General features: G+C 67.3%; 18 protein-coding genes. 1 reads left to right on the top strand and 17 read right to left on the bottom strand.

Annotated features, from left to right (window positions below):
* Window positions 1–12 precede the first annotated feature (12 nt).
* From LMF57_RS10695 to LMF57_RS10670, 6 genes are all read right to left on the bottom strand, one after another.
* Window positions 13–609, bottom strand: a complete 597-nt coding sequence (locus LMF57_RS10695) for a nucleotidyltransferase family protein (RefSeq protein WP_229289824.1) — start codon at window positions 607–609, stop codon at window positions 13–15.
* Window positions 606–1,598, bottom strand: a complete 993-nt coding sequence (locus LMF57_RS10690) for an XdhC/CoxI family protein (RefSeq protein ID WP_208083004.1) — start codon at window positions 1,596–1,598, stop codon at window positions 606–608. Before LMF57_RS10690 ends, LMF57_RS10695 begins: the two co-directional genes overlap by 4 nt.
* Complete coding sequence (gene paoC / locus LMF57_RS10685) at window positions 1,595–3,796, bottom strand: aldehyde oxidoreductase molybdenum-binding subunit PaoC (protein ID WP_208083003.1); 2,202 nt, start codon at window positions 3,794–3,796, stop codon at window positions 1,595–1,597. Before paoC ends, LMF57_RS10690 begins: the two co-directional genes overlap by 4 nt.
* On the bottom strand, window positions 3,793–4,749 hold the full coding sequence (locus LMF57_RS10680; protein ID WP_208083002.1) for a xanthine dehydrogenase family protein subunit M: 957 nt from the start codon (window positions 4,747–4,749) through the stop codon (window positions 3,793–3,795). Before LMF57_RS10680 ends, paoC begins: the two co-directional genes overlap by 4 nt.
* Window positions 4,746–5,390 (bottom strand): aldehyde dehydrogenase iron-sulfur subunit PaoA, encoded by a 645-nt coding sequence (gene paoA, locus LMF57_RS10675; RefSeq protein ID WP_208083001.1) that lies wholly within the window; start codon window positions 5,388–5,390, stop codon window positions 4,746–4,748. Before paoA ends, LMF57_RS10680 begins: the two co-directional genes overlap by 4 nt.
* 144 nt (window positions 5,391–5,534) lie before the next feature.
* Window positions 5,535–8,330, bottom strand: coding sequence for a PAS domain-containing sensor histidine kinase (locus LMF57_RS10670; protein WP_229289823.1), 2,796 nt, complete (start codon window positions 8,328–8,330; stop codon window positions 5,535–5,537).
* Between the two features lie 158 nt (window positions 8,331–8,488).
* Here LMF57_RS10670 and LMF57_RS10665 point away from each other — a divergent pair, with 158 nt between their 5' ends.
* A complete protein-coding gene (locus tag LMF57_RS10665; RefSeq protein ID WP_208083000.1) occupies window positions 8,489–9,271 on the top strand; it encodes a CHAD domain-containing protein in 783 nt (260 codons plus the stop codon).
* Window positions 9,272–9,361: 90 nt separating this feature from the next.
* On the opposite strand, the gene LMF57_RS10660 is transcribed toward LMF57_RS10665, so the two are convergent.
* The 11 genes from LMF57_RS10660 to LMF57_RS10610 form a co-directional block, all read right to left on the bottom strand.
* On the bottom strand, window positions 9,362–9,622 hold the full coding sequence (locus LMF57_RS10660) for a hypothetical protein (RefSeq protein ID WP_025874461.1): 261 nt from the start codon (window positions 9,620–9,622) through the stop codon (window positions 9,362–9,364).
* A complete protein-coding gene (locus LMF57_RS10655; protein ID WP_132825011.1) occupies window positions 9,619–10,968 on the bottom strand; it encodes a TFIIB-type zinc ribbon-containing protein in 1,350 nt (449 codons plus the stop codon). The genes LMF57_RS10660 and LMF57_RS10655 overlap by 4 nt, the downstream gene beginning before the upstream one ends.
* A gap of 24 nt (window positions 10,969–10,992) precedes the next feature.
* Window positions 10,993–12,141, bottom strand: a complete 1,149-nt coding sequence (locus LMF57_RS10650; protein ID WP_100436355.1) for an SPFH domain-containing protein — start codon at window positions 12,139–12,141, stop codon at window positions 10,993–10,995.
* 218 nt (window positions 12,142–12,359) lie between these two features.
* Complete coding sequence (locus LMF57_RS10645; RefSeq protein WP_229289822.1) at window positions 12,360–14,798, bottom strand: aminotransferase class V-fold PLP-dependent enzyme; 2,439 nt, start codon at window positions 14,796–14,798, stop codon at window positions 12,360–12,362.
* A gap of 202 nt (window positions 14,799–15,000) precedes the next feature.
* Entirely contained in the window at window positions 15,001–15,534 is a 534-nt protein-coding gene (locus LMF57_RS10640; RefSeq protein WP_033831173.1) for a lipocalin family protein, read from the bottom strand.
* Between the two features lie 14 nt (window positions 15,535–15,548).
* Complete coding sequence (locus LMF57_RS10635; RefSeq protein WP_229289821.1) at window positions 15,549–16,625, bottom strand: class I SAM-dependent methyltransferase; 1,077 nt, start codon at window positions 16,623–16,625, stop codon at window positions 15,549–15,551.
* 5 nt (window positions 16,626–16,630) lie between these two features.
* Window positions 16,631–17,410 (bottom strand): DUF1295 domain-containing protein, encoded by a 780-nt coding sequence (locus LMF57_RS10630; RefSeq protein ID WP_117310492.1) that lies wholly within the window; start codon window positions 17,408–17,410, stop codon window positions 16,631–16,633.
* The gene (locus LMF57_RS10625) at window positions 17,407–17,949 is read right to left on the bottom strand and encodes a DUF2878 domain-containing protein (protein ID WP_117311913.1); all 543 of its coding nucleotides are present in this window, start codon (window positions 17,947–17,949) and stop codon (window positions 17,407–17,409) included. The genes LMF57_RS10630 and LMF57_RS10625 overlap by 4 nt, the downstream gene beginning before the upstream one ends.
* Window position 17,950: 1 nt before the next feature.
* A complete protein-coding gene (locus LMF57_RS10620; RefSeq protein WP_208082996.1) occupies window positions 17,951–19,216 on the bottom strand; it encodes a cyclopropane-fatty-acyl-phospholipid synthase family protein in 1,266 nt (421 codons plus the stop codon).
* Window positions 19,213–19,980, bottom strand: a complete 768-nt coding sequence (locus LMF57_RS10615; RefSeq protein ID WP_229289820.1) for a DUF1365 domain-containing protein — start codon at window positions 19,978–19,980, stop codon at window positions 19,213–19,215. Before LMF57_RS10615 ends, LMF57_RS10620 begins: the two co-directional genes overlap by 4 nt.
* Entirely contained in the window at window positions 19,977–21,254 is a 1,278-nt protein-coding gene (locus LMF57_RS10610; protein WP_208082994.1) for an FAD-dependent oxidoreductase, read from the bottom strand. The genes LMF57_RS10615 and LMF57_RS10610 overlap by 4 nt, the downstream gene beginning before the upstream one ends.

Genomic DNA, 21,254 nt, shown 5'->3' with positions numbered 1-21,254 from the left:
CAACTGCCGCCTTCAGGCGGACGCAGGATCCAGCCAGCCGAGCGCGCGCGCGCGGCGCAGGTCCTCGGGCGTATCGATATCGCATTCCCGCCCGGCGCCGGAGCAGCGCGCAATGCCCTCGGTCTGCCGCAGCCGCCGGCCAAATCCCCCGTCTGCAGGTTGCAGTCCTGTGCCGGCAAACCAAGTGCCCGGCACCACCGCCGGCACGCCGATGGTGTCGCCCAGTACCGTGGCGGCGCAGCCGGACGGTGCAGCGGTTGCCGCGCCCAGCAGCGCGCGCAGGTGCTCCACGCGCAGCGTCGGTTGATCGCAGATCATCACCAGCACCCTGGCGGCGCTGTGCACGTGGGTGGCGGCCAGCGCCAAGCTGCCGCCGATGCCGAGCCCAGGGTTGGGATTGCGCAGCCGCTGTGCCGGCAGGCCGTGCAGTTCTTCTTCGAAGCGGGGATGCTGGGGCAGTACCACCACCAGCGTGTCTGGCGATGTTTCCAGCGCCAGCCGCACGCTGCGTCGCAACAGCGTCTCTCCGCCCGCGCGCAGCAGCTGCTTGGGCTGCCCCAGGCGCTGGCTGCACCCGGCTGCGAGCACCACGGCCGCATGCCCGGTCATGGCGTGGCCAGGGGCGTTCCGTGCCGCCATGCCTGCAGCTGCGCGGCAATGCTCAAGGCAATCGCTTCGGGACCACGTCCGCCCAGTGGCAGGCCGATCGGTGAGCGCAGGCGCGGTTCCAGCGCACGGCGCGTGTGGCTATCCAGCACGCTGAAAAGATCGTCCTTGCGACGGCGTGGCCCCAACAGCCCGATGAAGGGTACGCGCGAGCCTGCCAGCCGTTCGAGCGCGTCACGGTCGAGCTCGAAATTGTGATGCATCACGAGTGCGGCATCGGCCACGCCGGCGGCAGCGGAAGAACAATACGAACCCGCGGCAAGGGGCAGATGCTCGCGCCAGCGGAGTCTCGGTTCTTCGACATGCGCGCACCAGCCCAGATGGTCCAGCAGGGGCAGCAGAAGCGCCGCCTCCGGGCCTGCTCCGTGCACGTGCACGATAGGCGACCGGTGCCACTGCAGCCGCCAGCGGTGGCTGCCGTCCGGCGCCTGCGGGGCGGCCGGGGGCACCGTGCGGGTGAAGGTGAAGTCGGCGCAGCGGGCGTCCAGCCGTCCATCAGCCTGCAGTGCCAGGTGCAGCGTATGCGGCCCTTGCAGCCAGGCATCGAGAAGTTGTTCGATGCCGCCGAGCTGCGGCAATGGAAGCAGTGCCAGCCACTGGCGACCCCGGCATCCGGTGGCATTGCCGGAGAACAGCGCAGCGTCGTCGCGGTTGTCGATCTCCATCCATGCGATGCGCTCGGCATCCACCGCGTTGGCGGCCTGTCGCGCCAGCTCCGGTTCCAGGCAGCCGCCGCTCAGCCAGCCCACCTGTCGACCCGGTTCGAACAGCGCACAGGTGCCCGCGCGGCTGTAGCTGGACCCTTCCGTCTGCAGCACCACTGCCAACGCGGCCGCGCGACCGGTACGCGCCGCGTCGGCGGCGGCCTGCAGCACCGGGCGCGGGTTGCCGCCGTCCAGATCCAACGGGGCAGGGCAGAGCGCACTGGTCATGCGATGTCCGGCAGGCCGGCGAGCAGCTTGTCCAGGGTCAGTGGATAGTCGCGCACGCGGATTCCGGTCGCGTTGTACACCGCGTTGGCCACTGCCGCGCTTACGCCGCACAGGCCCAGCTCGCCAACGCCCTTGGCCTTCATCGGCGACGACACCGCATCGCTTTCATCGAGGAACACCACCTCCTGGTGCGGCACGTCGGCATGTACGGGTACTTCGTAGCCGGCCAGGTCGTGATTGACGAAGAACCCCAGCCGCCGATCCACCACCAGTTCCTCCGACAGCGCTGCGCCGATGCCCATCGTCATCGCGCCGATCACCTGGCTGCGCGCGGTCTTCGGGTTGAGGATGCGGCCGGCTGCGCACACGGCCAGCATGCGGCGGATCCGGCTTTCGCCCGAGGCCACATCCACGCCCACCTCGACGAAATGCGCGGCGAAGGTGGACTGCTGGTACTTCTCCTGCAGCGTGTCGAACTCGATGCTGTCTTCGGCCACCAGCTCGCCTGCCTGAGCGGCATCGGCAAGGGCGCGGCTGTGGCCTCCGGCGGTCACCTTGCCGACGTCGAACTGCGCTGCCGCCGGATCCATTCCCAGCGCCTGTGCGACCTTCGTACGCAGTGCCATGCATGCGGCGTAGACGCCCGCGGTGGAGCTGTTGGCGCCCCACTGGCCACCGGAACCGGCAGCCACGGGATAACGGGAATCGCCCAGCTTGACCGTGACCTGCTGCAACGGAACGCCGAGCATTTCCGCGGCCGTCTGGCCGATGATGGTGTAGCTGCCGGTGCCGATGTCGGTCATGTCGGTTTCCACGGTGACCTGGCCATCAGCGGCCAGGCGGACGCGTGCGCCGGATTTCATCACCAGGTTGTTGCGGAAGCCTGCCGCCACGCCCATGCCGACCAGCCAGCGTCCATCGCGCACGGCGCCCGGGGTGGCGCTGCGCCGCTGCCAGCCGAATCGTTCGCCGCCCGTGCGCAGGCACTGCACCAGCTGCCGCTGTGAAAAGGGGCGCTCGGGATTGGACGGGTCGACCTGGGTGTCGTTGCGGATACGGAATTCGATCGGATCCAGGCCGAGCTTGATGGCCATTTCGTCCATGGCGATTTCCAGCGCCATCAGTCCCGGCGTTTCGCCCGGCGCGCGCATGGCATTGCCTTCGGGCAGGTCGAGGGTGGCAAGGCGCAACGCGGCCAAGCGGTTGGGCCCCGCATACAGCAAGCGCGTCTGCTGCACCGCTTCCTCCGGCGAGCCCCCTGGCAGGTTGCCCGACCATGATTCGTGACCGATGGCGGTCAGGCTTCCTTCCGGCGTTGCGCCCAGCCGGATGCGCTGCAGCGTGGCCGGGCGGTGCGTGGTGTTGTTGGCGATCAGCGGCCGCTGCAGGGCCACTTTCACCGGCCGCTTGGCAGCGCGTGCGGCGAGCGCGGCCAGCAGCGCATCGGAGCGCAGGAACAGCTTTCCGCCAAAGCCGCCGCCGATGTAGGGCGACACCAGCCGCACCTTGTCCTTGGCGATGCCCAGGGTGCGGGCCAGATCGGTGCGGCCCCAGTCGATCATCTGGTTGGAGGTCCACACCGTCAGCTGGTCGCCTTCCCAGGCGGCCATCGTCGCGTGCGGCTCCATCATTGCGTGCGACTGGTCCGGGGTGTGGTAGGTCGCATCGAGCGTAACCGCCGCCTGGCTGAAGGCCTTCTCGAAATCGCCGACGCGCGCATCGGGCTCCGGTGTCTGCAGGGAAGCGCCTGCCTGCTTGGCGTCCGCCAGATCGAAGTGGCCGCGCTGCGGGGCATAGCGGATGCGGATCTGTCCGGCCGCAGCCCGGGCCTGTTCGAACGTTTCGGCCACCACCACCGCCAGTGCCTGGTGATAGTGGTGCACCTTCGGACCACCCAGCAGCGGCGCGGCGTTGCGCTTGACCGGATGCAGCGGCCCGGCGGTGTCGGCGGTGACGATGGCCAGAACGCCGGGCGAGCGCCGCGCCGCCTCCAGCTCCATGCGGGTCACGGTGCCGGTGGCAATGCCCGCGCCGACCACGACGCCATAGGCGGGGGCGGAAGGCGTGGCGTCATGCCATTCGTGTGCGTAGGTGGCCTTGCCGGTGACCTTCAACGGGCCGTCGATGCGATCGTGCGGCTTGCCGATGACGGTCTGCGCATCGATGGGATTGCGGCCTGCGGGGGTGTCGAATTTCATGCCTCGGCCCTCACGTCCTGCAGGATGGAAGCCAATGTGCGTTCGGCCAGCGCCAGTTTGAAGGCGTTCTGTGCGGTGGGCGCAGCACCCTGCAGCAGCACCGACATCACGGCGGCGGCGCCCTGCGGCAGGGCTGCATCGGCCGCAGCGCTGTGCCACGGCTTGTGCGCGACACCGCCAAGGGCGATCCGGCCGCTGCCATCGGGCCGCAGGATCGCCGCCACCGACACCAGGGCGAACGCATACGATGCGCGGTCGCGCACCTTCCGGTATACGTGCACGCCACCCAGGGGCGGCGGCAGGACCACGGCGGCGATCAGCTCGCCCTTGTCCAGCACGGTGTCGATATGCGGCGTACGGCCAGGAGCGCGATACAGGGCGTCCAGCGCGATGTTCCGGCGCGATCCGTCGGCGCGGACGGTCTCCACCGATGCATCCAGCGCCATCATCGCCACCGCCATGTCGCTGGGATGGGTGGCGATGCAGTGCTCGCTGGCGCCGATCACGGCCAATTGCCGGCTGAAACCATCGCGCGCGCCGCAGCCACTGCCGGGCAACCGCTTGTTGCAGGGCTGTGCGGTGTCGTAGAAATAGGGGCAGCGGGTGCGTTGCAGCAGGTTGCCGGCGGTGGTGGCCTTGTTGCGCAGTTGACCCGATGCGCCGGACACCAGTGCGCGGGTCAGCACCGCATAGTCGCGCCGGATGCGCCGGTCGGCCGCCAGATCGGTATTGCGTACCAGCGCGCCGACGCGCAGGCCACCCTCGCTGGTGGGCTCGATGGTGTCCAGGTCCAGCCCGTTGACGTCGATCAGGTGGGCGGGCGTCTCGATCTCCAGCTTCATCAGGTCCAGCAGGTTGGTGCCGCCGGCAATGAACCGAGCGCCCTGGGTACGCGCCGCTGCCGCTGCCGCCTCGGCGGGAGAGCGGGCGCGCTCGTAGCTGAAAGCTCTCATGCGCTGGCCTCCCCGACGTCCTGGATGGCCTCGATGATGTTGGAATAGGCACCGCACCGGCAGATGTTGCCGCTCATGCGCTCGCGCAGTTCTTCGGCAGTGAAGGCGCTGGGCTCGTCCAACGCGGCGCTGACGTGGCTCGGTATGCCGGCCTTGATTTCCTGCAGCACGGCGACGGCCGAGCAGATCTGCCCAGGGGTGCAGTAGCCGCACTGGAAACCGTCATGCTTGACGAAGGCCGCCTGCATCGCATGCAGCCGGTCTGGCGTGCCGAGGCCTTCGATGGTGGTGATCTTCGCGCCCTGGTGCATCACCGCCAGGGTCAGGCATGCATTGATGCGCCGGCCGTCCACCAGCACCGTGCAGGCACCGCACTGGCCGTGGTCGCAGCCCTTCTTGCTGCCGGTCAGATGCAGGTGCTCACGCAGGGCGTCGAGCAGGGTGACGCGGGTGTCCAGCCGCAGCGATCGCGCTGTTCCGTTGACCTCGAAGTCCACCTGCATCAGTTCCGGTGCCCGTGCACCTGTCCGGTCCGGCTCCGCCGCAGCGACCACGGCAGGCAGGGCCATGGTGGTGGCCGATCCCGCGCTCAACTTCAGCAGTTCCCGGCGCGAAAGGGGAAGGTGTGACGGTGGGCTCATCGTGGCTCCTCGCTGGCTGCGGCAGGCTGGCTGGCGGATTCAATGCCGGGACAGCATGGCGGTGCCGCGGTAGGCATGCGGTGAAGCATGACCCGGTCGCGCATTCATCCGCTGCCGGCTGCGGCGCAACCTGCGTGGCGGCCTTCAGCCATCGCCGGCCAGCGCGATCCTTACCCGCGAGGCCAGTTCGCCGATGGTGAACGGTTTGCCGATCAGGTGAACCTGCGCATCCAGCACGTTGTTGTCGACCAGCGCGTTGCGGCTGTTGCCGGTGGCGAACAGCACCTTCAGCTGCGGATGGCGCGCGCGTGCCTGCTCGGCCAGCTGCCGTCCATTGACCTCGGGCATCACCACGTCGGTAAACAACAGCGCGACCTCTGGATGGGCCTGCAGCAGCGCCAAGGCGCTGGCGGCGCCATCTGCGGCCAGTACCCGGTAGCCGAGTTCAGTGAGGGCATCGACCGAGAACGCGCGGACGGCCGCATCATCGTCCACGACGAGAATGTGCTCGCGCCCACCGTGCAGGGGCGGCGCATCGTCATCCGACGCGGCAGCGGGCATGTCGACGTCGGCCAGCAGCCGCGGCAGGTAGACCTGTACCCGCGTCCCTTTGCCGGGCGCGGAATCGAGTTTCACATGCCCGGCCGATTGCTGGACGAAGCCATACACCTGCGACAGCCCGAGCCCGGTGCCCTGGCCGACCTGCTTGGTGGTGAAGAACGGATCGAACGCGCGCGCCATCACCTCCGGCGTCATCCCGTTGCCGTCGTCGGTCACCGCGATCACGACGTAGTCGCCTGCAGGCACGCCCGCATGCGCCGATGCGGTGTCGAGGTCGACGCGCTGGTTGCGGGTCTCGATCTTCAATCGGCCGCCGGAGGGCATCGCATCGCGCGCGTTGACCGCCAGGTTCAGGACCACGTTCTCCAGCTGGTTGGCGTCGGCATGGGTCCACCACAGGCCCGCGCCGAGTGCGGTTTCCAGGATGATGCTGCTGCCAAGGGAATGCACCAGCAGGTCGGTCATGCCGGCCACCAGGCGGTTGGCATCCATCGCCACCGGCTGCAGCGGTTGCTGGCGCGAGAACGCAAGCAGGCGCTGGGTCAGCTGGGCGGCGCGCTGCGCGCCATCAAGGGCCATTTCAATGTACCGGCTGGCGCGCGCGTCGCTGTCGCCGAGGCGCAGCGCCAGCAGGTCGAGCGGCCCGATCACCGTCGCCAGCATGTTGTTGAAGTCATGGGCGATACCACCGGTCAGCTGGCCGACCGCCTCCATCTTGCGGCTCTGCCGAAGCGCCTCTTCCACCCGCAGGCGCTCGGCGACTTCGGCCCGCACACGTGCCTCCAGCTGCCCGTTCAGCTCCTGCAGGCGCGCATCGGCGGCCTTCCGCGCGGTGATGTCGATGGCCACGCCCAGCACGCGCACGCACCTGCCGAACTCGAAGATGCCGCGGCCCTTGGCGGCGACCCAGCGGACGATGCCGTCCTCCTTGCCGACGGTGCGGTATTCCACGTCATAGGTCTTGCGTTGCTCGGGATCGCAGGCGGCGGCGAACGCGGCCAGGGTTGCCGCGCGGTCGTCCGGGTGCAGCCCAGCACGGAAGTCGTCCATGGTCACCGACGCACCGGCGGAGATGCCGAACATGGCCTTGGTGCGCGCCGGCCAGATCAGCACATCCTGCACCATGTCCACGTCCCAGAACCCTTGCTCGCCTGCTTCGGTGGCCAGCCGCAGGCGCTCTTCGCTGTCGGCCAGCGCCGCTTCGGCGGCCTTCCGCCCGGAGAGATCCAGCATGGCCCCGATCATCCGCAGCGGGGTGCCATCGGCGTCGCGCAGGACCGTTCCGCGATCCAGCACCGACGCATAACTGCCATCCGCGCGCTGGAAACGGTACTCATCCGTCCAGCCGCTGCCGTTCCCGTCGATCACGGCGTGGATGCCGTGATCGATGCGCGCGCGGTCATCGGGATGGATGTGCTGCAGCCACCATTGCGCGGTCGTGTTCTTCTCCGTGTGGCCGAACAGGCTGGCCAGCGCTTCGTTCCAGATCACCTGGCCATCGGCGATGCGCCAATCCCAGATGGCATCGTTGGTGGCCTGTGCGGCCAGCCGGTAGCGCTCTTCGATATCGCGACGCTCGGCTTCGGCGGCCTTGCGGTCGGTGATGTCCAGCGACGTACCGACCAGGCCGATCACGGCGCCATCGGCGTCGCGCAGCGGCGATTTGGTCGACAGCCACCAGGCCCGGCGACCATCGGGGAAGCTCACTTCCTCCTCCAGCTGCTCACTGTTGCCGCTGGACATGATGCGCTCGTCGGTCGCCATCACCGACGCCGCCTGCGCGGGGTCGCCCAACAGCTCGGCATCGGTGCGCCCGATATATTCTCCCGGCGGCAGGCCGATCAGCTTGGTGGTGCCGTGGTTGCCGATCAGCAGCCGGCCTTGCCGGTCCTTGGCATACATCACGCCCGGTGCCGCCTCCACGAACGAGCGCAGCAGCGCCTGTGCCTGGTCGCGCTCGGCCTCGACGCGCAGGCGTTCATCGATGTCGATCAGCACACCCGGGAAACCCAGCGCACGGCCCTGCCCATCCAGATCGACCCTGCCGATGCTCTCCAGCCAGTGGTAGCTGCCATCGGTGGCGCGCGCGCGGTACTGGTGGGCAAAGCGCCCGCCCGTCTGCACGGTCTGTTCAATCGCCGCCGACAGCGCGGGCAGGTCATCGGGATGCACGGCGCCCAGTACGTCCTGCAGCTGCAGTTTGCGCTGCGCCATTGCCGGGTCCAGGCCGAAGGCGCGGGCCAGGGCTTCATCGACCGTGAGCTGGTCGGCCTGGACGTCCCAGAACCAGGTGCCGACGATGGCCCCGGCGGCCAGTGCCATGTTGACGCTGTCGGTGGCCCGGCTGTCGCGGGTGGCAAATGAGGGCAGGGACGTCACGTTGATCTCGAGCGGGAGGAGGGGTGCTGCGCCAGCGTGGCAGGATCAGCACGGGCGAAGGGGCGCAAGTCTAGGCAGCGCCGCGTCACGGCTGCGTGGTGCCGGCGCCCGACGGGGAGCAGGCTACACTGCGGCTCCCATCCCGGCAGGGAACATCGATGTCCGCAGCAGAAGCCGGCGAGGCCTTTCGCCAGAGAGCGCTGCATGAGTGTGCCGCGATCGCTGCGGCGCTATCGTCGGCATCCGACCCGCACCCGGCCATCCATTCCGCGCGCAAGGCCATCCGCCGATTGCGGTCCCTGTTGGCGCTGCTGCAGCACGCAGCGCTGGACGTCGAGGCTGCCGACCTGGGATTGAAGCGCCTGGGTGATGGCCTGTCCCGCCTCCGTGATGCGCATGTGGTGGTCGAGGTCGCCCGGCAACTGCAGGAGCGGGTTGCCGATCCTCGATGGAGCGGCGTCATCCGGATGCTGGTCCTGCGTCGTGAGGGGCTGCTGCAGGCGACCCTGCAGCGTGACCCGGGGTTTGCACGCCGCCTGCGTGTCCTGGCAGCGGTGCAGCAGCAGTTGGCGGTGCAACCCTGGCATCAGCTGCGGCGTGGCCCGCTGCGCCAGAATCTCGAGCGTAGCTGGCGCCGCGTGGACAAGGCTGCCGCACGGGCGAAACGCGACGGCGGTGCCGCGGCGGTCCACCGCTGGCGACGACGCGTGCGCAGGCTGCGCATGCAACTGGATATCGCCTGCGACCTGCAGCTGCACGTGCCGCACAGCAGGTCGCTGCATGCCCCGGGGCATCGTTACAAGGCGCTGCATCGGCTCAGCGACGAGCTTGGCCGGCAGCAGGACCTGCGGCTGCTGCGCAACCTGGTGCGGGCGATGCCTGCCGGTGACGACAAGCGCTCAGTGATGCAGCAGATCAACGGAGAGGTGGCGCCGGACTGAATCCATGGGCATCGGGACGTACGGCCACCTGACGTTCCGGTCTGCTTCGAAGGCTGGGATGGTCCCAGCCCCGAAGCGCTGGCGGAGCGTTCAATCGTCTCCGCTGCTCACCCGCGCCACCCGCTTTCGATACTCATACACGTTGTCGCCGCGGATCCGCTTTTCCTGCGTGCCCGAGATCGAATCGACCCGGCGATCCGAGCCGGTCACCGGCTTGGCATCGATCTCGGTCTCGTGCTCGAACGAATGCGATTTGTCGGTATTGCGGTAGAAGCGGTACAGCGCCCAGTACAGCGCAGTTGCGCCGGCCGGGCCTGCGGCCAACAACCAAAGACCACTGTCATCACTCATGTGCTGGCCACCAGGAAGGCAATTGCGAGGGCTTCGATGATCGTACCTGCGGTCAGCGCCGCCAGCAGCATCTTCCACTGCTGCACCGGCACGCTGCCCATGGTTTCACCGGTCCGGCCGTTCACCGCGATGTAGTGCAGCATGCCGCCGTTCCTGCCGGGCTGGTGGTACGAGTACAGCCACACCGGCAGGTACATGGCCACCCAGCGGGTGCCGTGCACTTCCAGTTGCTCCTGTTCCCAGCGCACGCCACGGTCGTAACGGCGCACCGTGCCTTCCACCTGCGCGCGGGCGATCGACAGCAGCTGGTCTTCCAGGCGCGGCCGCAGCTTTTCGACGTCCAGGTTGCGCTTTTCCGAAGTGAACCCGGCCAGGTACGATGCGTTCCACTTCACCGCGTTCTTGGTGTCGAACGGCAGAATCGTGTTGATGATGTTGTTGGTGTTGGCGCGCGTGTCCAGGTTGCCGCGCTCGGCAGAGGATTCCAGCGGCAGGTCGTCCACGGTGAAATCGACCTGGCGTTCCACCTGGTAGACATCCGCGTCGTAGTAGGTCTGCTTGTTCTTCTCGGTGCCACGGGTGTACTCGCGGGTCTTGATCTCACCCTTGCCAGCCACCGCTGCGCTGACATTGCCGTCGACGATCATGTAGGGCAGGTACACGCCCACCACGTTCTCCGGGGTGAACTGTTCCTTGAACGCCTTGAGCGCGAACATCCGGCGCTTGTCGACGAACTGGCGGATGCGCGCGACCGCATCCTCCTTCTTGATATGGAACGGCAGCACGGCGTCGGGCACCGCGCCGTTGGCGATCTGTTCGTTCACGCCGAACACATGCCGGCACCAGTGGCAGCGCGCTGTCATCGTGCTTTCGGTGTTGACCGTGACTTCGGCGCCGCAACCGGTGCACTTGAAGGTCATCAGTGCCGAGGTGTCGGCATCGATATCGCGTGCGCCCGATGCGATGACGGTGCCACGCAGCTGGTCGATGGCTTCGCCCAGCCCGAATTCCTCCTCCACCCGCGCGCCATGCCATTGGTGACGGCAGTACAGGCAGACCAGGATGTCGGTGCCCAGCTTGGGCCGTATGTCGGTGGCGCCGCACTTGGGGCAGCGGTTGAGGCCGTCTTTCAGTTCGGCCGCAGCGGTGTCGATGGCGACCGGGTCGGGCGCCTCGACTTCGTTGCGGATGGCCTCAGGCAGCTTGGAAGTATCCAGCGGGAAGCTGCCGGGCAGGGGAGGAACATCCTGCGGCGAACCGGGGCCGTCCAGCACCGCCGCCGGCAGGGGCGGGGGTGCTGAAGCGGAACCGGGCAGCGGCGGAGGCGTGTTTCTGGGATCGGACATGGCGGTTGCGCGTCCTGCGTCTTCTTACAGTCCCAGCGCCTTGGCCTTCAGCGCGTCGTAGTCGGTCTGGGTGATCAGGCCCAGGTCGAGCATTTCCTTGGCCTTCTTCAGCTTGGCCACCGGGTCGTCGGCGGCAGGGGCGGCCGGGGTTGCCGGCTGCTGCAGGTTGCCCGCGCCGAACATGCCCGATGCCATGCCGACGCCGACAAGCCCGGCGGCACCGCCGTTCTCACCGGCGGACTGGATGCCCTGGGCGACACTGGCCTGCAGGTTGGAATTGCCACGCGAGCCGGACAGCGCATCGGCGCGCTGCACGGTCTTCAGCAGCTCGCGGGTGTTGGCGTCGTACTCGATCGAGACGATGGCGGTCTTGACGATGGCCAGGCCACGATCGGACTTCCACTGGTAGCCCTGTTCGACGGCGGCCGACAGGCTCTGCGCAAAGCCCAGCGAATCCTGCTGCAGCTTGGTGATGCGGTTGCCCTTGCCCGGATCGTTGGTGTACAGGCTGAACGCCGGTGCCAGCGAACCCACCACTTCATTGAACAGCTGGCTGGCAGCAGCATTGTCCAGGTCGGTGAAGTCGAACACCTGGCCCGGCCGCAGGTAGCTGGCCGGAACGAAGTTCTTCACGAACAGGATCGGGTCGACGATCTTCAGCGTGTACGAACCACGGGTGACCGCGCCGACCTGGGTGTTGAGGAAACCGTCGTCCCAGTAGATTTCCGACTGGGTGCCGAACCGGTTGTCCGGCAGTTCCTTCAGCGAAACAAAGAAGGCGGCCTGCTGCGAGCCCGGCTGGCCGCCGAACTTGAAGCGCTCCCAGCTCTGCTTGATGAAGGTGCTGACCAGGCCGTCGCCGGCGAAGATCGACTGCGAGTTCAGATCGTCCGAACGCCACTCGTAGCCACCCGGCTCGGCCACGAAGGCAGTGATCGCGCCATCCTGCAACAGCAGCAGGCCGTAGCCCTCGGGTACGACGATCTTCGAACCGTTGCTGATGATGTTGGAGGAGCCGCTGGTGTTCGAACCGCGCCCGGCATTGGTGCCCTGCGGCACCGCCGCGAACAGGGCTGCCGTGGACGGCAGGCCGGTCGGCACGGTGTAGAAGTCCTTCCACTGGTCGGCCAGCACACCGCCGACTGCACCCTTCACCGCTTGTACCAGACCCATGACCCACTCCCTGTAGTTGCCGGACAGGCACCACGCCTGTCGTGCTCGGCTGACTATAGAGGAGGCAGGCTGCATGCGGCTAGCCGCCGGGTGGACCCCCATTCATCTCGCGTCACAGGCCAGGGTGCGGTTGATCAGGCCTGGGCCGATCAGCGGCACCCGTTCCGGAGCCATCGCCGCAATGCGACAGTCCGGCCTGGGCACGGCCCCGCAGCGACTCAAGCCTGCACAGTGCTGGCAACCCGGGGTTCCGGAGCCGGTGCCGATGATTGCTCCATCACACATTCCAGGCCTGAAGCATCTGTGTCCAGCAGGCAGGTGGCGAACAGCAGGAAGCGATACGCATCGGTGAAATTCGATCCCAGCCCGAACGAAATCCTGACCGCACCGCAATCACCCTTCTCCAGGATCTTCTCGTCGAATGTGGTGCAGTCGAGAATCTTCCCGGTCTTGTCCAGTTCACAGTGCTCGGCGCCTGCGGTAGCGTAGGTCGCCTGCTGGACGGCGCCCAGGTTGCAGAAGCAGCCATTGCGCAGGGTGATGCCGAACCGGTCTGCGGCGCGCTTGATGCGGGCGTGCGGCAGGATGGAGCCATAGCAGTCGAAGAAGTTCAGCATCAGCGTCGCGCCCCGCTGCGCAGCCGGCGGACCATAGATCTGGCACAGCGGCAACGCGCCGCCGATGTGGTGGCGAAGCGATGACAGCTGCGCCTGCAGCCACTCGGCCAACGCACGCGAGCGCAACGCGACCGCTTCCACTCCGCCCAGCGCGGCCACGAATTCGAAGCCTCTGGCGATGGCCGGGAAGGCGGCGTAGTTGGGCGTGCCGACTTCGAATCGCTGGCCCGCATCGCGGTACAGCAGGCGATCGGTGGGTGACCATGGCCCGGAGTAGTAGCACACGCCACCACCGGCAAACGACGGCGGTTTCAGCAGGTCAAGTGCGGCCCGCCGGGCGAGCAGGCAACCGGCGCCGGTGGGGTAACCGAAGATCTTGTAGAACGACGCCACCACGAAATCGGGATGATGACGGGAGCAGTCAAGCCGGTATTGCGGCACCAGGGCCGCCGCGTCACACAGCACCGTAGCGCCATGCGCCTGGGCCCGCTCGATCCAGGCCAGATCGTGCCGGGCGCCGGTCGCATTGGATTGCGCGGGAAAGGCGAGCAGATGCGGCGCGCCGGGCTGCAGCCGCTGCAACGCGCGCCACATCAGCCCTTCATGCAACAGCAGCTCGTCATCCAGCGGAATGTACTTCACCTGTGCGCCCTTCGCCGTGGCGTACTCGCGCAAGCCGTGTACCGAGGTGTGATTGTCCTTGGTCAGCAGTGCCTGCGACCCGGCCTGGAACGGGAATGACTCGGCCACCAACCGGATTGCGCTGCTGGCATTGGCGGTGAACAGTATCTCGTACTCCTCCGGCGTGGTTCCGAAGAAGGCGTGGATCTGCTCACACGCCCCATGAAGTGCGTCCTGGGATGCTTTCGATCCGCTGTGCGGATTGCCGAGAATCGTCCGCTTGAGTGCCTGGTAATCCTGCTCAAGCAGGCTGTCGGGTGGCAATGTTCCGCCCACGTGATCCAGATAGGTCACCTGTTGCTCATCCAGCCGCGCATATTCCTGCTGGCGCATGGCCTCGACCTGATCATGGGGATAATCGGGGTGGTCTGCGAGGAACTGTGCACGAGCGCTTTCGAAGCCGCGCATCGCGCGCGCATCCTGCTGCAGCGGCAGGTGGAACGCCAGCAGGGGTGAGAAATCCGGCGCCCGGAGGGCGGCCTGCGCAGGGGTGTGTGCAGCATCGACACAGCCGCGCAACAACCAGGCTTCCACCTGGTAACGCCGGTCTGGCACTGCTGCATGCACGGCGTCCAGCATCGCGTCCAGATAGCGCTCCCTGCTGGGGGCGTCGCACTGGTTGAACTCCTCCAGAAGGATGCAGGCGTTGAACAGGAACTCGCGCACATCGGCGTCGCCCATGGCAAACGCGAGGGGCCGCAGTTCAGCCATCTCGCCCTCGCGCGGGGAAAGTCCTTCGATCGCGAACGCGCGTGTGATGGGCGACGGGTCGGTCAGGCTCAGGGCTGCATCCATCAGCCGCGAGGGCATGCCGAAGTGCTGCCGTGACTGCTCGCGGGCCAGCTCGAACAGCTGGTTGTAGTGGAATGCCGTGGCGTAGACCCGTCCGCCAGGGCGGAGCACACGCCTGAACTCACGGGCGACGCGCGCCTTGTCCGGCGGGAACATCAGGCCGAACCCGCAGACGATGACGTCGAAGCTGGCGTCGGCGAAGGGCAGCTCCGCCATGTCCACATCGGCAAGGAGGGGCACGTTGCGCTGCACCTCATCGCTCAGCACGCTGCGTGCCACGTTCACGGCGATCGCCGACAGATCGGTGGCGACCAGCCGTAGGCCGAGCGGCCTGCTCAGGTGCTGGTAAAGGTTTGCGGTGATGACCCCGGTGCCGCAGGCGACCTCCAGGACGTCGGACGCGTTGAAACCGGCCCGGATGTCGCCAGCGATCTCCTCGGCCAGCAGCTTTCCGTAGGGACCGAAAATGCGCTGGCTCAGTACGCGCTCATAGAACTCCATGAACGTGCTGAGCGACCATTTCCGTTCGGATACAACCTTGCACTGATGCGGCGCGACATCCTGCATGGCACGCTCCCTGTGGCCGGAGGCCGGTGAATCTTCGCCGCCTTTATTGCATGGGAGTAAATGTCTTTAAGTGATATTAATCACATAAAGCAGGATTGATAATCCGTGAAAGGCCGGGCAGCCCCATACTCCCCCATTCATGGGGCAACGGCCCGATTCGGCGCTTGCGACTTTCTGTTCTGCAACATCACCTCGCGCGGGCTCAGCGCACCGACTGCGGCACACGGCGCAGCTTGCCGGTGTCGTAGCCCATTGCCTTGATGCGGGCGACCGCCTGCTGGTAGTCCGCCTCGCTCACCTGCGGCGTGCGCGCCATGTACCACACGTAGTCACGCTTGCTGCGAGCCACGATGGTCTGGGTGTAGCCCTCATCCAGCCAGGCAATCAGGTATTCGGCCTGGATGGGCCAGATGAACTGCATTCCCCAGACCGCACCATTGCCGTGTTTTTCCACACGGCCCACCGGGTGCATCGACTTCTGTGGCGACTGGAAGCTGCCCTTGCGATAGGTGAAAGTGGTCTGGATGCGGCCATCGGCCTGCAGCGCGTAGCTTTCCACCGCGTCGAAGGCCTCGCGCTCGGGCCGGGACGGAATATGGGCGATGACGTACCAGTCGCCCATGAAGCGCGGCACGTCCACCTTCGGAGGCAGCGGGATGGGGCGGGTGTCGTGGCTGCTGCAGCCTGCGCCGAACAGGGCAACGGCCAGCAGCGGGAACAGCGATGCGATACGCATGAGGGCGGTCTCCTTCAACGCGGGCGGAACAGGTAGTGGGCGACCAGCCATTGCTGGCCGTCGTCGTAGCCGAACAATTCGGCGCAGGCCATCCAGAACATGCGCCAGCGCTGCCACCAGATGCGTGCCGCCGCTTCGTCGCCATAGGTCTGTGCCAGCACCGGCAGCAGCTGTTCACGGGCGGCATCCTGGTTGGCCAGCCAATGGTTGGCCGTGCGCTGGTAGTGCGTGCCGTCCAGCAGCCAGCGCTGGTCCAGCACCAGGTCGCGCTGGAAGTGCAGCAGCGTGTCCGCTGCCGGCATCAGGCCGCCGGTGAAGAAATGCCGGCCCATCCAGTTGTCGTCGCCCTCGGTCTCGAACGGATACATCAGCGTGCGATGGGCGAAAATGTGCACGAACAGCGCACCGTCCGGCTTCAGCCAGCGGGCAATGCGGCCCAGCAGGCGGTCGTAGTTGCGGACATGCTCGAACATCTCCACCGACACGCAGCGATCAAATGCAGCGGCAGGCAGCTCCAGCTGGTTGACGTCCCGGGTGAGTACCTCGACGTTGCCGAACCCGCGCGCCTCGCACTGCGCCAGGATATGGCTGCGTTGGCTGTGCGAGTTGGACACCGCGGTGATGCGCGCGTTCGGGTAGCGCTCGGCCATCCACAGCGTCAGCGAGCCCCAGCCGCAGCCCAGCTCAAGAATGCCCTGGCCGTCGGCCAATCCGGCGCGCTGCCCGTACAGCTCCAGCATCGCATCCTCGGCCTGGTCCAGCGTCTCGCGGCCGGTGCGGTAGTAGCAGCTGCTGTACTTCAGGCGACGCCCCAGGCAGCCCTGGAAGAAGGCGGCAGGCACTTCGTAATGTTGGCGGTTGGCCGCATCCACGTGCAGTGCCAGTGGGCTGCCAGCGAGCTCGGCGATACGGCGGCTGAAGCGCTGCGCCTGCTCCTCCATGCTGCCGCTCGACTCCTCGGCCAGGCGTTGCGCACACAGGCGGCGTATGCCCGCGCGCAGCGCCGCATCGGGCAGCCAGCCACGCTCGGCCCAGCCGGTAAGGCCGGCTTCGGTATCGACAACCGGAGCGAGGGACGGGGTGCTGTTCATCGGGATCACTCCTTGGGGCTGCGCGGAAACCAGGGGAAGAACATGGGGGTGCTGCGCTGGTAGTCGCGATAGTCATCGCCTCGACTGCGCAGCGCCTGTTTCTCGGTGAAGGGAACGCCACTGAGGTAGCGCAGGAACACATACATCAGCACCGGCCCGGACCAGGCCAGCCACCACAAGGGCGAGCCGGCTGCCAGCAGTACATAGGTGAACCAGTGCAGCCACTCGAAGAAGTAATTGGGATGGCGCGTGTACCGCCACAGTCCTTGGCGGCAGGTCCGGCCTCTGTTCGCCGGGTCGGCACGGAAGCGCGCCAGTTGACGGTCGGCCAGTGCTTCGCCGCCCACGCTGAGCAGCCACACGACGACCGCCGCTGCGATCCAGCCAGGCATGTCGCTGTGGGGATTGCCGGCCACGGCCGTGAACGGCAGCGCAAACAGCACCACCAGCAGCGCCTGTGCCATGAAGAAGCCGAAGATCCTGCCCTGGTGGCCGCGCCAGTGTTCGCGCAGATAGCGGTAGCGACCGTCTTCTTCCTCGCTGCGTACGCGGCGCCATAGATGCAGGGCGAGACGACTTCCCCACAGGCCACCCAGTACCGCCAGTGCGATGCGTGGCTGCAGCGCGCCATCGCCCAGCCATGCAAGCAGCAGCGCGCCTGCCGCCACGCCCTTTGCCCACAGCACATCGACGATGCCGATGTTGCGGTGCCTGCGCTGCCAGGCCCAGCCCCAGGCCATGATCAGCACGGCGTACAGCAGTACCCACCACAGAATGTTCATCAGGCGGCTCCGATCAATGGGGTGTCACGATTGCTGGGCGTTCCGCGACGGGCGACGGCGCACAGCAGCGACAGCGCCACGCACCAGCCCAGCGCCAGCGTTGCCACGCCCAGCCAGGCCGGGGCGGTGAAATGTACGGCCTGGAAACCCCGCGCCGCGGACAGATACGCCAGCGGCGCCAGCAGGCCCAGGGCCACCGGCAGCAGCCAGTGCCGCTGCAGGAACGCCATCGACGCCGTCAGCGTCATCGCAAAGGCCGCCCACAGCGCGAAAATCCACGGTGGCGGCACCCATCCAAGCGGTGCGGCGGCGTACTGCACAGCACCGCTGGCTGCAGCGCTGCCATCCACCAGCCAGGCACACCCCAGCGCGAGCAACAGCAGGCGCAGCTCCAGGCGTGGCCGAGGTGAGGCAAGCAACTGGCTGCCTACATACAGCGTGGCCGACAGCAGGGCCGGCCATTGCCAGCCGCGGCCGGCACCGGCAACGGCGCACAGCCATACCAGCTGGTTGCCGATCACGTTGACCCAGGTGCGGCGCATGTCAGCCGTCCCGTTGGCCATGGACGTCCGTTTCGGGACGGTAGCCCGGCCGTGCCAGCAGCAGATGGGACACGCCGATCGAGCGCTCCAGGAAGCCACCCTCGCAGTAGGCCAGATAGAACTCCCACAGCCTGCAGAAGCGGTCATCGAAACCCTGCGCACGTACCGCCGGCAACTGCGCCAGGAAGCGCTGCCGCCAGGCGCGCAGGGTGAGGGCATAGGAGTGGCCGAAATCCTGCTGGGCGATCAGCTGCAGGTCGCAGGCCCGGGTCTTGGCGGCCAGGATGGCGTTGATCGAGGGAATGAAGCTGCCGGGAAACACGAAGCGCTTGATGTAGTCCACGCTGCGACGCGCCTGCTCGTAGCGCTGGTCCTCGATGGTGATGGCCTGCAGCAGGGCCACACCATCGGGCTTCAGCAGCCGCTGCAGGGTGGCCATGTAGGTGTCCAGATACTCGGCACCGATGGCCTCGATCATCTCGATCGACACCAGCTTGTCGAACTGGCCCTGCAGATCCCGGTAGTCCTGCATCAGCAGGGTCACGCGCTCCTGCAGGCCCGCCTCGGCCACGCGCTGGGCGGCAAGCGCGTGCTGTTCGGCGGAGATGGTGGTGGTGGTCACATGGCAGCCGTAGTGCTGGGCGGCATGCAGGGCGAACCCGCCCCAGCCGGTACCGATCTCGACGACGCGATCACCGGGTTGCAGCTGCAGCTGCTGGCAGATGCGGTCCAGCTTGCGGCGCGAGGCGGTTTCCAGCGAGTCGTCGGCACCGCTGAACACTGCCGAGGAGTACATCAGGTCCGGCGACAGGAACAGCGCGAAGAAGTCATTGCCCAGATCGTAGTGAGCGGCGATGTTGCGGCGACTGCCTTCGCGGCTGTTGCGCCGCAGGCGGTTCCAGCCGCGCAGCAGCCAGCCACCGATCCGCGCCGGCCCGCGTTCCATGCCATCCAGCAGGTCGCGGTTGCGTACCAGCAGCCGCACCAGGGCCACCAGGTCATCGCAGCGCCAATCGCCGTGGATGTAGCTCTCACCCGCGCCGACGCTGCCCTGCGCGGCCACCTTGCGGTAGAACGCCATATCGCTGATGGTCACCGTGGCCTGCAGTGCGCCCGCACGATCACCGAGGATGACCTCGCCCAAGGGGTCGCGTACCCGCAGCCCGCCTTCGCGCAGCGGCGCCAGTACCGCCAGCAGCCTCCGGCGCAGGAATACGTCCACCGCGCCGGGGCGGGGCAGGGCAACGGAAGGATTCAGCTCGTTCATCGCGGTTTCTCGGCAAGAGCGGGGTGGTCATGCACGGGATTGCGCTTCAGCCACAGGCGCAGTGCCTGCCAGTGGATGGCGGCTACCACCTGCACGGTCATCAACGGGTAGAACGCCAGTACCCGGGCCAGGCCGCGGCCATCGAGCGGGCGTCGCTGCAGGGCTTGGGTGGCATCGAACTGTCGGACACCGTCGCGCCAGACCTGCATATGTACGCGCAGATCATCGCCGGGCGCGGTGAAGCGCCAGTCGTAGCGGCAATCCATCGGCATGAAGGGGGAAACGTGGAAGGCTTTGTCGAACTGCCAGCGCAGGGCGCGCCCCTGTGGCTGTGCACTTTCAACAGGCAGCACATAGGCGTGCCGTTCCTTCCACGGTGTGTTGGTGATGTCGGCGACGATGCAGTCCAGGGTGCTGCCATCGGCCCGGTAGCAGTAATAGAAGCTGACCGGATTGAACACGTGGCCACCGAAGCGCAGGTGCGCCAACAGCCGCACCGGGCCGTCCGGGCGCCGCCCCAGCACGGTCGCGGCATGGTCACGCACGGCGTCTGCAAGCGATGTCTTGGGATCGCCGAGATAGTCGCTGCGGCGGAACTCTGCCAGGTTGCGGCGCCCGACCGACCACAGCCAGCGCCCGGCAAATACCTGGTCCAACTCGTCCAGGTCCAGCAGCAGCTGCGCGATGGGGTAGCGGAAGGCATGCGGATGCGGATGGTGCCGGCGGTGCACCACCTGCCCGAAGTAGAGGGCGCTGGCGCTCATGCAGCCACCTCCACCTGCAGGGGAGGCGGCGCGCCGGCGTCGCGCATCTGCAGTGCATCCACAACGCGGCGGGCACTGCGGATTCCATCTTCATGGAAGCCCCAGCCCCAGTACGCACCCGCAAACCAGGTATGCCGCCGGCCCTGCAGTTCGGCCCAGCGCCGCTGCGCGTCCACCGCAGCCGGATCATGCACCGGATGCGCGTAATGCAGACGGCGCAGCACCTTGGCCGGATCGATGGCCTCGCTGCGGTTGAGGGTCACCACCAGCGGCTTCTCACCGGGCAGCCCCTGCAACAGGTTCATGCAGTAGCTGACCGTGCAGGGTGCGGTGGGGTCGCGCGGTACATGCGCGTTCCAGGCCGCCCACGCCTTGCGGTTGGCGGGCAGCAGGGAGGCGTCGGTGTGCAGCACGGCCTCGTTGGGCTGGTAGCGGATCGCGCCGAGCACCGCATGCTCGATCGGATCGGCGTCGGCCAGCAGGGCAAGGGCCTGGTCGCTATGGCAGGCCAGGATCACTTCATCGAAGCCTTCAATGCCGGTTGCGGTGTGTACGCGTGCGCCCCAGGGCATGCGCTCGACCGCATGCACCGGGCATTCCAGCCGCTCATGCACCCGCCAGCGCGCACGCAGGGCGTCCACGTAGCGCGCCGAGCCGCCCTTGACCACGCGCCAGGGCGCGCGCCCGGTCATCTGCAGCATCTGGTGGTTGGCCATGAACTGCACCAGGTAACGCGCCGGGAAGTCCAGCACCTGCGCGGTCGGCGAGGACCACAACGCCGAGGCCATCGGCAGCAGATGCTCCTGCACGAACGCTTCGCCATAGCGCTGGCTGTGCAGGTACTGGCCCAGCGTGGGGCCGTGCTCCTCGCCCAGCAGCAGGGGCGCGTCGCGATAGAAGCGCCGCAGGTCGGCCAGCATTCCCCAGAAACGCGGTGAGAGCAGGTTGCGGCGCTGGCAGAACAGGCCATCGAGCGATGTGGCGTTGTACTCCACGCCGCTGCGCTCGCTGTGCATCGAGAAACTCATCGTGGTGGGCTGCGAGTCCACGCCAAGCTCGTCGAACAACGCCGACAGCAGCGGGTAATGCTGCGGATTGAAGACGATGAACCCGGTGTCGACCGCCATCCTGCGGCCGTCCACTGTCACCTTGTGGGTGTGGGTGTGGCCGCCCAGATAGTCGTTGGCCTCGAACAGGGTGACGTCATGCTCGCCGTCCAGCCACCACGCGCTGGCCAGACCCGCGATGCCGGAACCGATGACCGCGATACGCAT

The sequence above is a fragment of the Stenotrophomonas sp. SI-NJAU-1 genome (genome assembly GCF_020883215.1).
In the GTDB taxonomy this organism is placed as follows: domain Bacteria; phylum Pseudomonadota; class Gammaproteobacteria; order Xanthomonadales; family Xanthomonadaceae; genus Stenotrophomonas; species Stenotrophomonas indicatrix.
The sequence above is the reverse complement of the archived record's forward strand: the minus strand, read 5'-3'. Positions and strand labels throughout refer to the sequence as shown.

Bases quoted from the DNA above. Each gene is read 5' to 3' on its own strand.
- LMF57_RS10615 (WP_229289820.1), bottom strand. From the start codon at position 19,980: ATGAGCGCCAGCGCCCTCTACTTCGGGCAGGTGGTGCACCGCCGGCAC.
- LMF57_RS10655 (WP_132825011.1), bottom strand. From the start codon at position 10,968: ATGTCCGATCCCAGAAACACGCCTCCGCCGCTGCCCGGTTCCGCTTCA.
- LMF57_RS10695 (WP_229289824.1), bottom strand. From the start codon at position 609: ATGACCGGGCATGCGGCCGTGGTGCTCGCAGCCGGGTGCAGCCAGCGC.
- LMF57_RS10680 (WP_208083002.1), bottom strand. From the start codon at position 4,749: ATGAGAGCTTTCAGCTACGAGCGCGCCCGCTCTCCCGCCGAGGCGGCA.
- LMF57_RS10640 (WP_033831173.1), bottom strand. From the start codon at position 15,534: ATGCGTATCGCATCGCTGTTCCCGCTGCTGGCCGTTGCCCTGTTCGGC.
- LMF57_RS10650 (WP_100436355.1), bottom strand. From the start codon at position 12,141: ATGGGTCTGGTACAAGCGGTGAAGGGTGCAGTCGGCGGTGTGCTGGCC.
- LMF57_RS10660 (WP_025874461.1), bottom strand. From the start codon at position 9,622: ATGAGTGATGACAGTGGTCTTTGGTTGTTGGCCGCAGGCCCGGCCGGC.
- LMF57_RS10665 (WP_208083000.1), top strand. From the start codon at position 8,489: ATGTCCGCAGCAGAAGCCGGCGAGGCCTTTCGCCAGAGAGCGCTGCAT.
- paoC (WP_208083003.1), bottom strand. From the start codon at position 3,796: ATGAAATTCGACACCCCCGCAGGCCGCAATCCCATCGATGCGCAGACC.
- LMF57_RS10690 (WP_208083004.1), bottom strand. From the start codon at position 1,598: ATGACCAGTGCGCTCTGCCCTGCCCCGTTGGATCTGGACGGCGGCAAC.
- LMF57_RS10620 (WP_208082996.1), bottom strand. From the start codon at position 19,216: ATGAACGAGCTGAATCCTTCCGTTGCCCTGCCCCGCCCCGGCGCGGTG.
- LMF57_RS10635 (WP_229289821.1), bottom strand. From the start codon at position 16,625: ATGAACAGCACCCCGTCCCTCGCTCCGGTTGTCGATACCGAAGCCGGC.
- LMF57_RS10645 (WP_229289822.1), bottom strand. From the start codon at position 14,798: ATGCAGGATGTCGCGCCGCATCAGTGCAAGGTTGTATCCGAACGGAAA.
- paoA (WP_208083001.1), bottom strand. From the start codon at position 5,390: ATGAGCCCACCGTCACACCTTCCCCTTTCGCGCCGGGAACTGCTGAAG.
- LMF57_RS10610 (WP_208082994.1), bottom strand. From the start codon at position 21,254: ATGCGTATCGCGGTCATCGGTTCCGGCATCGCGGGTCTGGCCAGCGCG.
- LMF57_RS10625 (WP_117311913.1), bottom strand. From the start codon at position 17,949: ATGCGCCGCACCTGGGTCAACGTGATCGGCAACCAGCTGGTATGGCTG.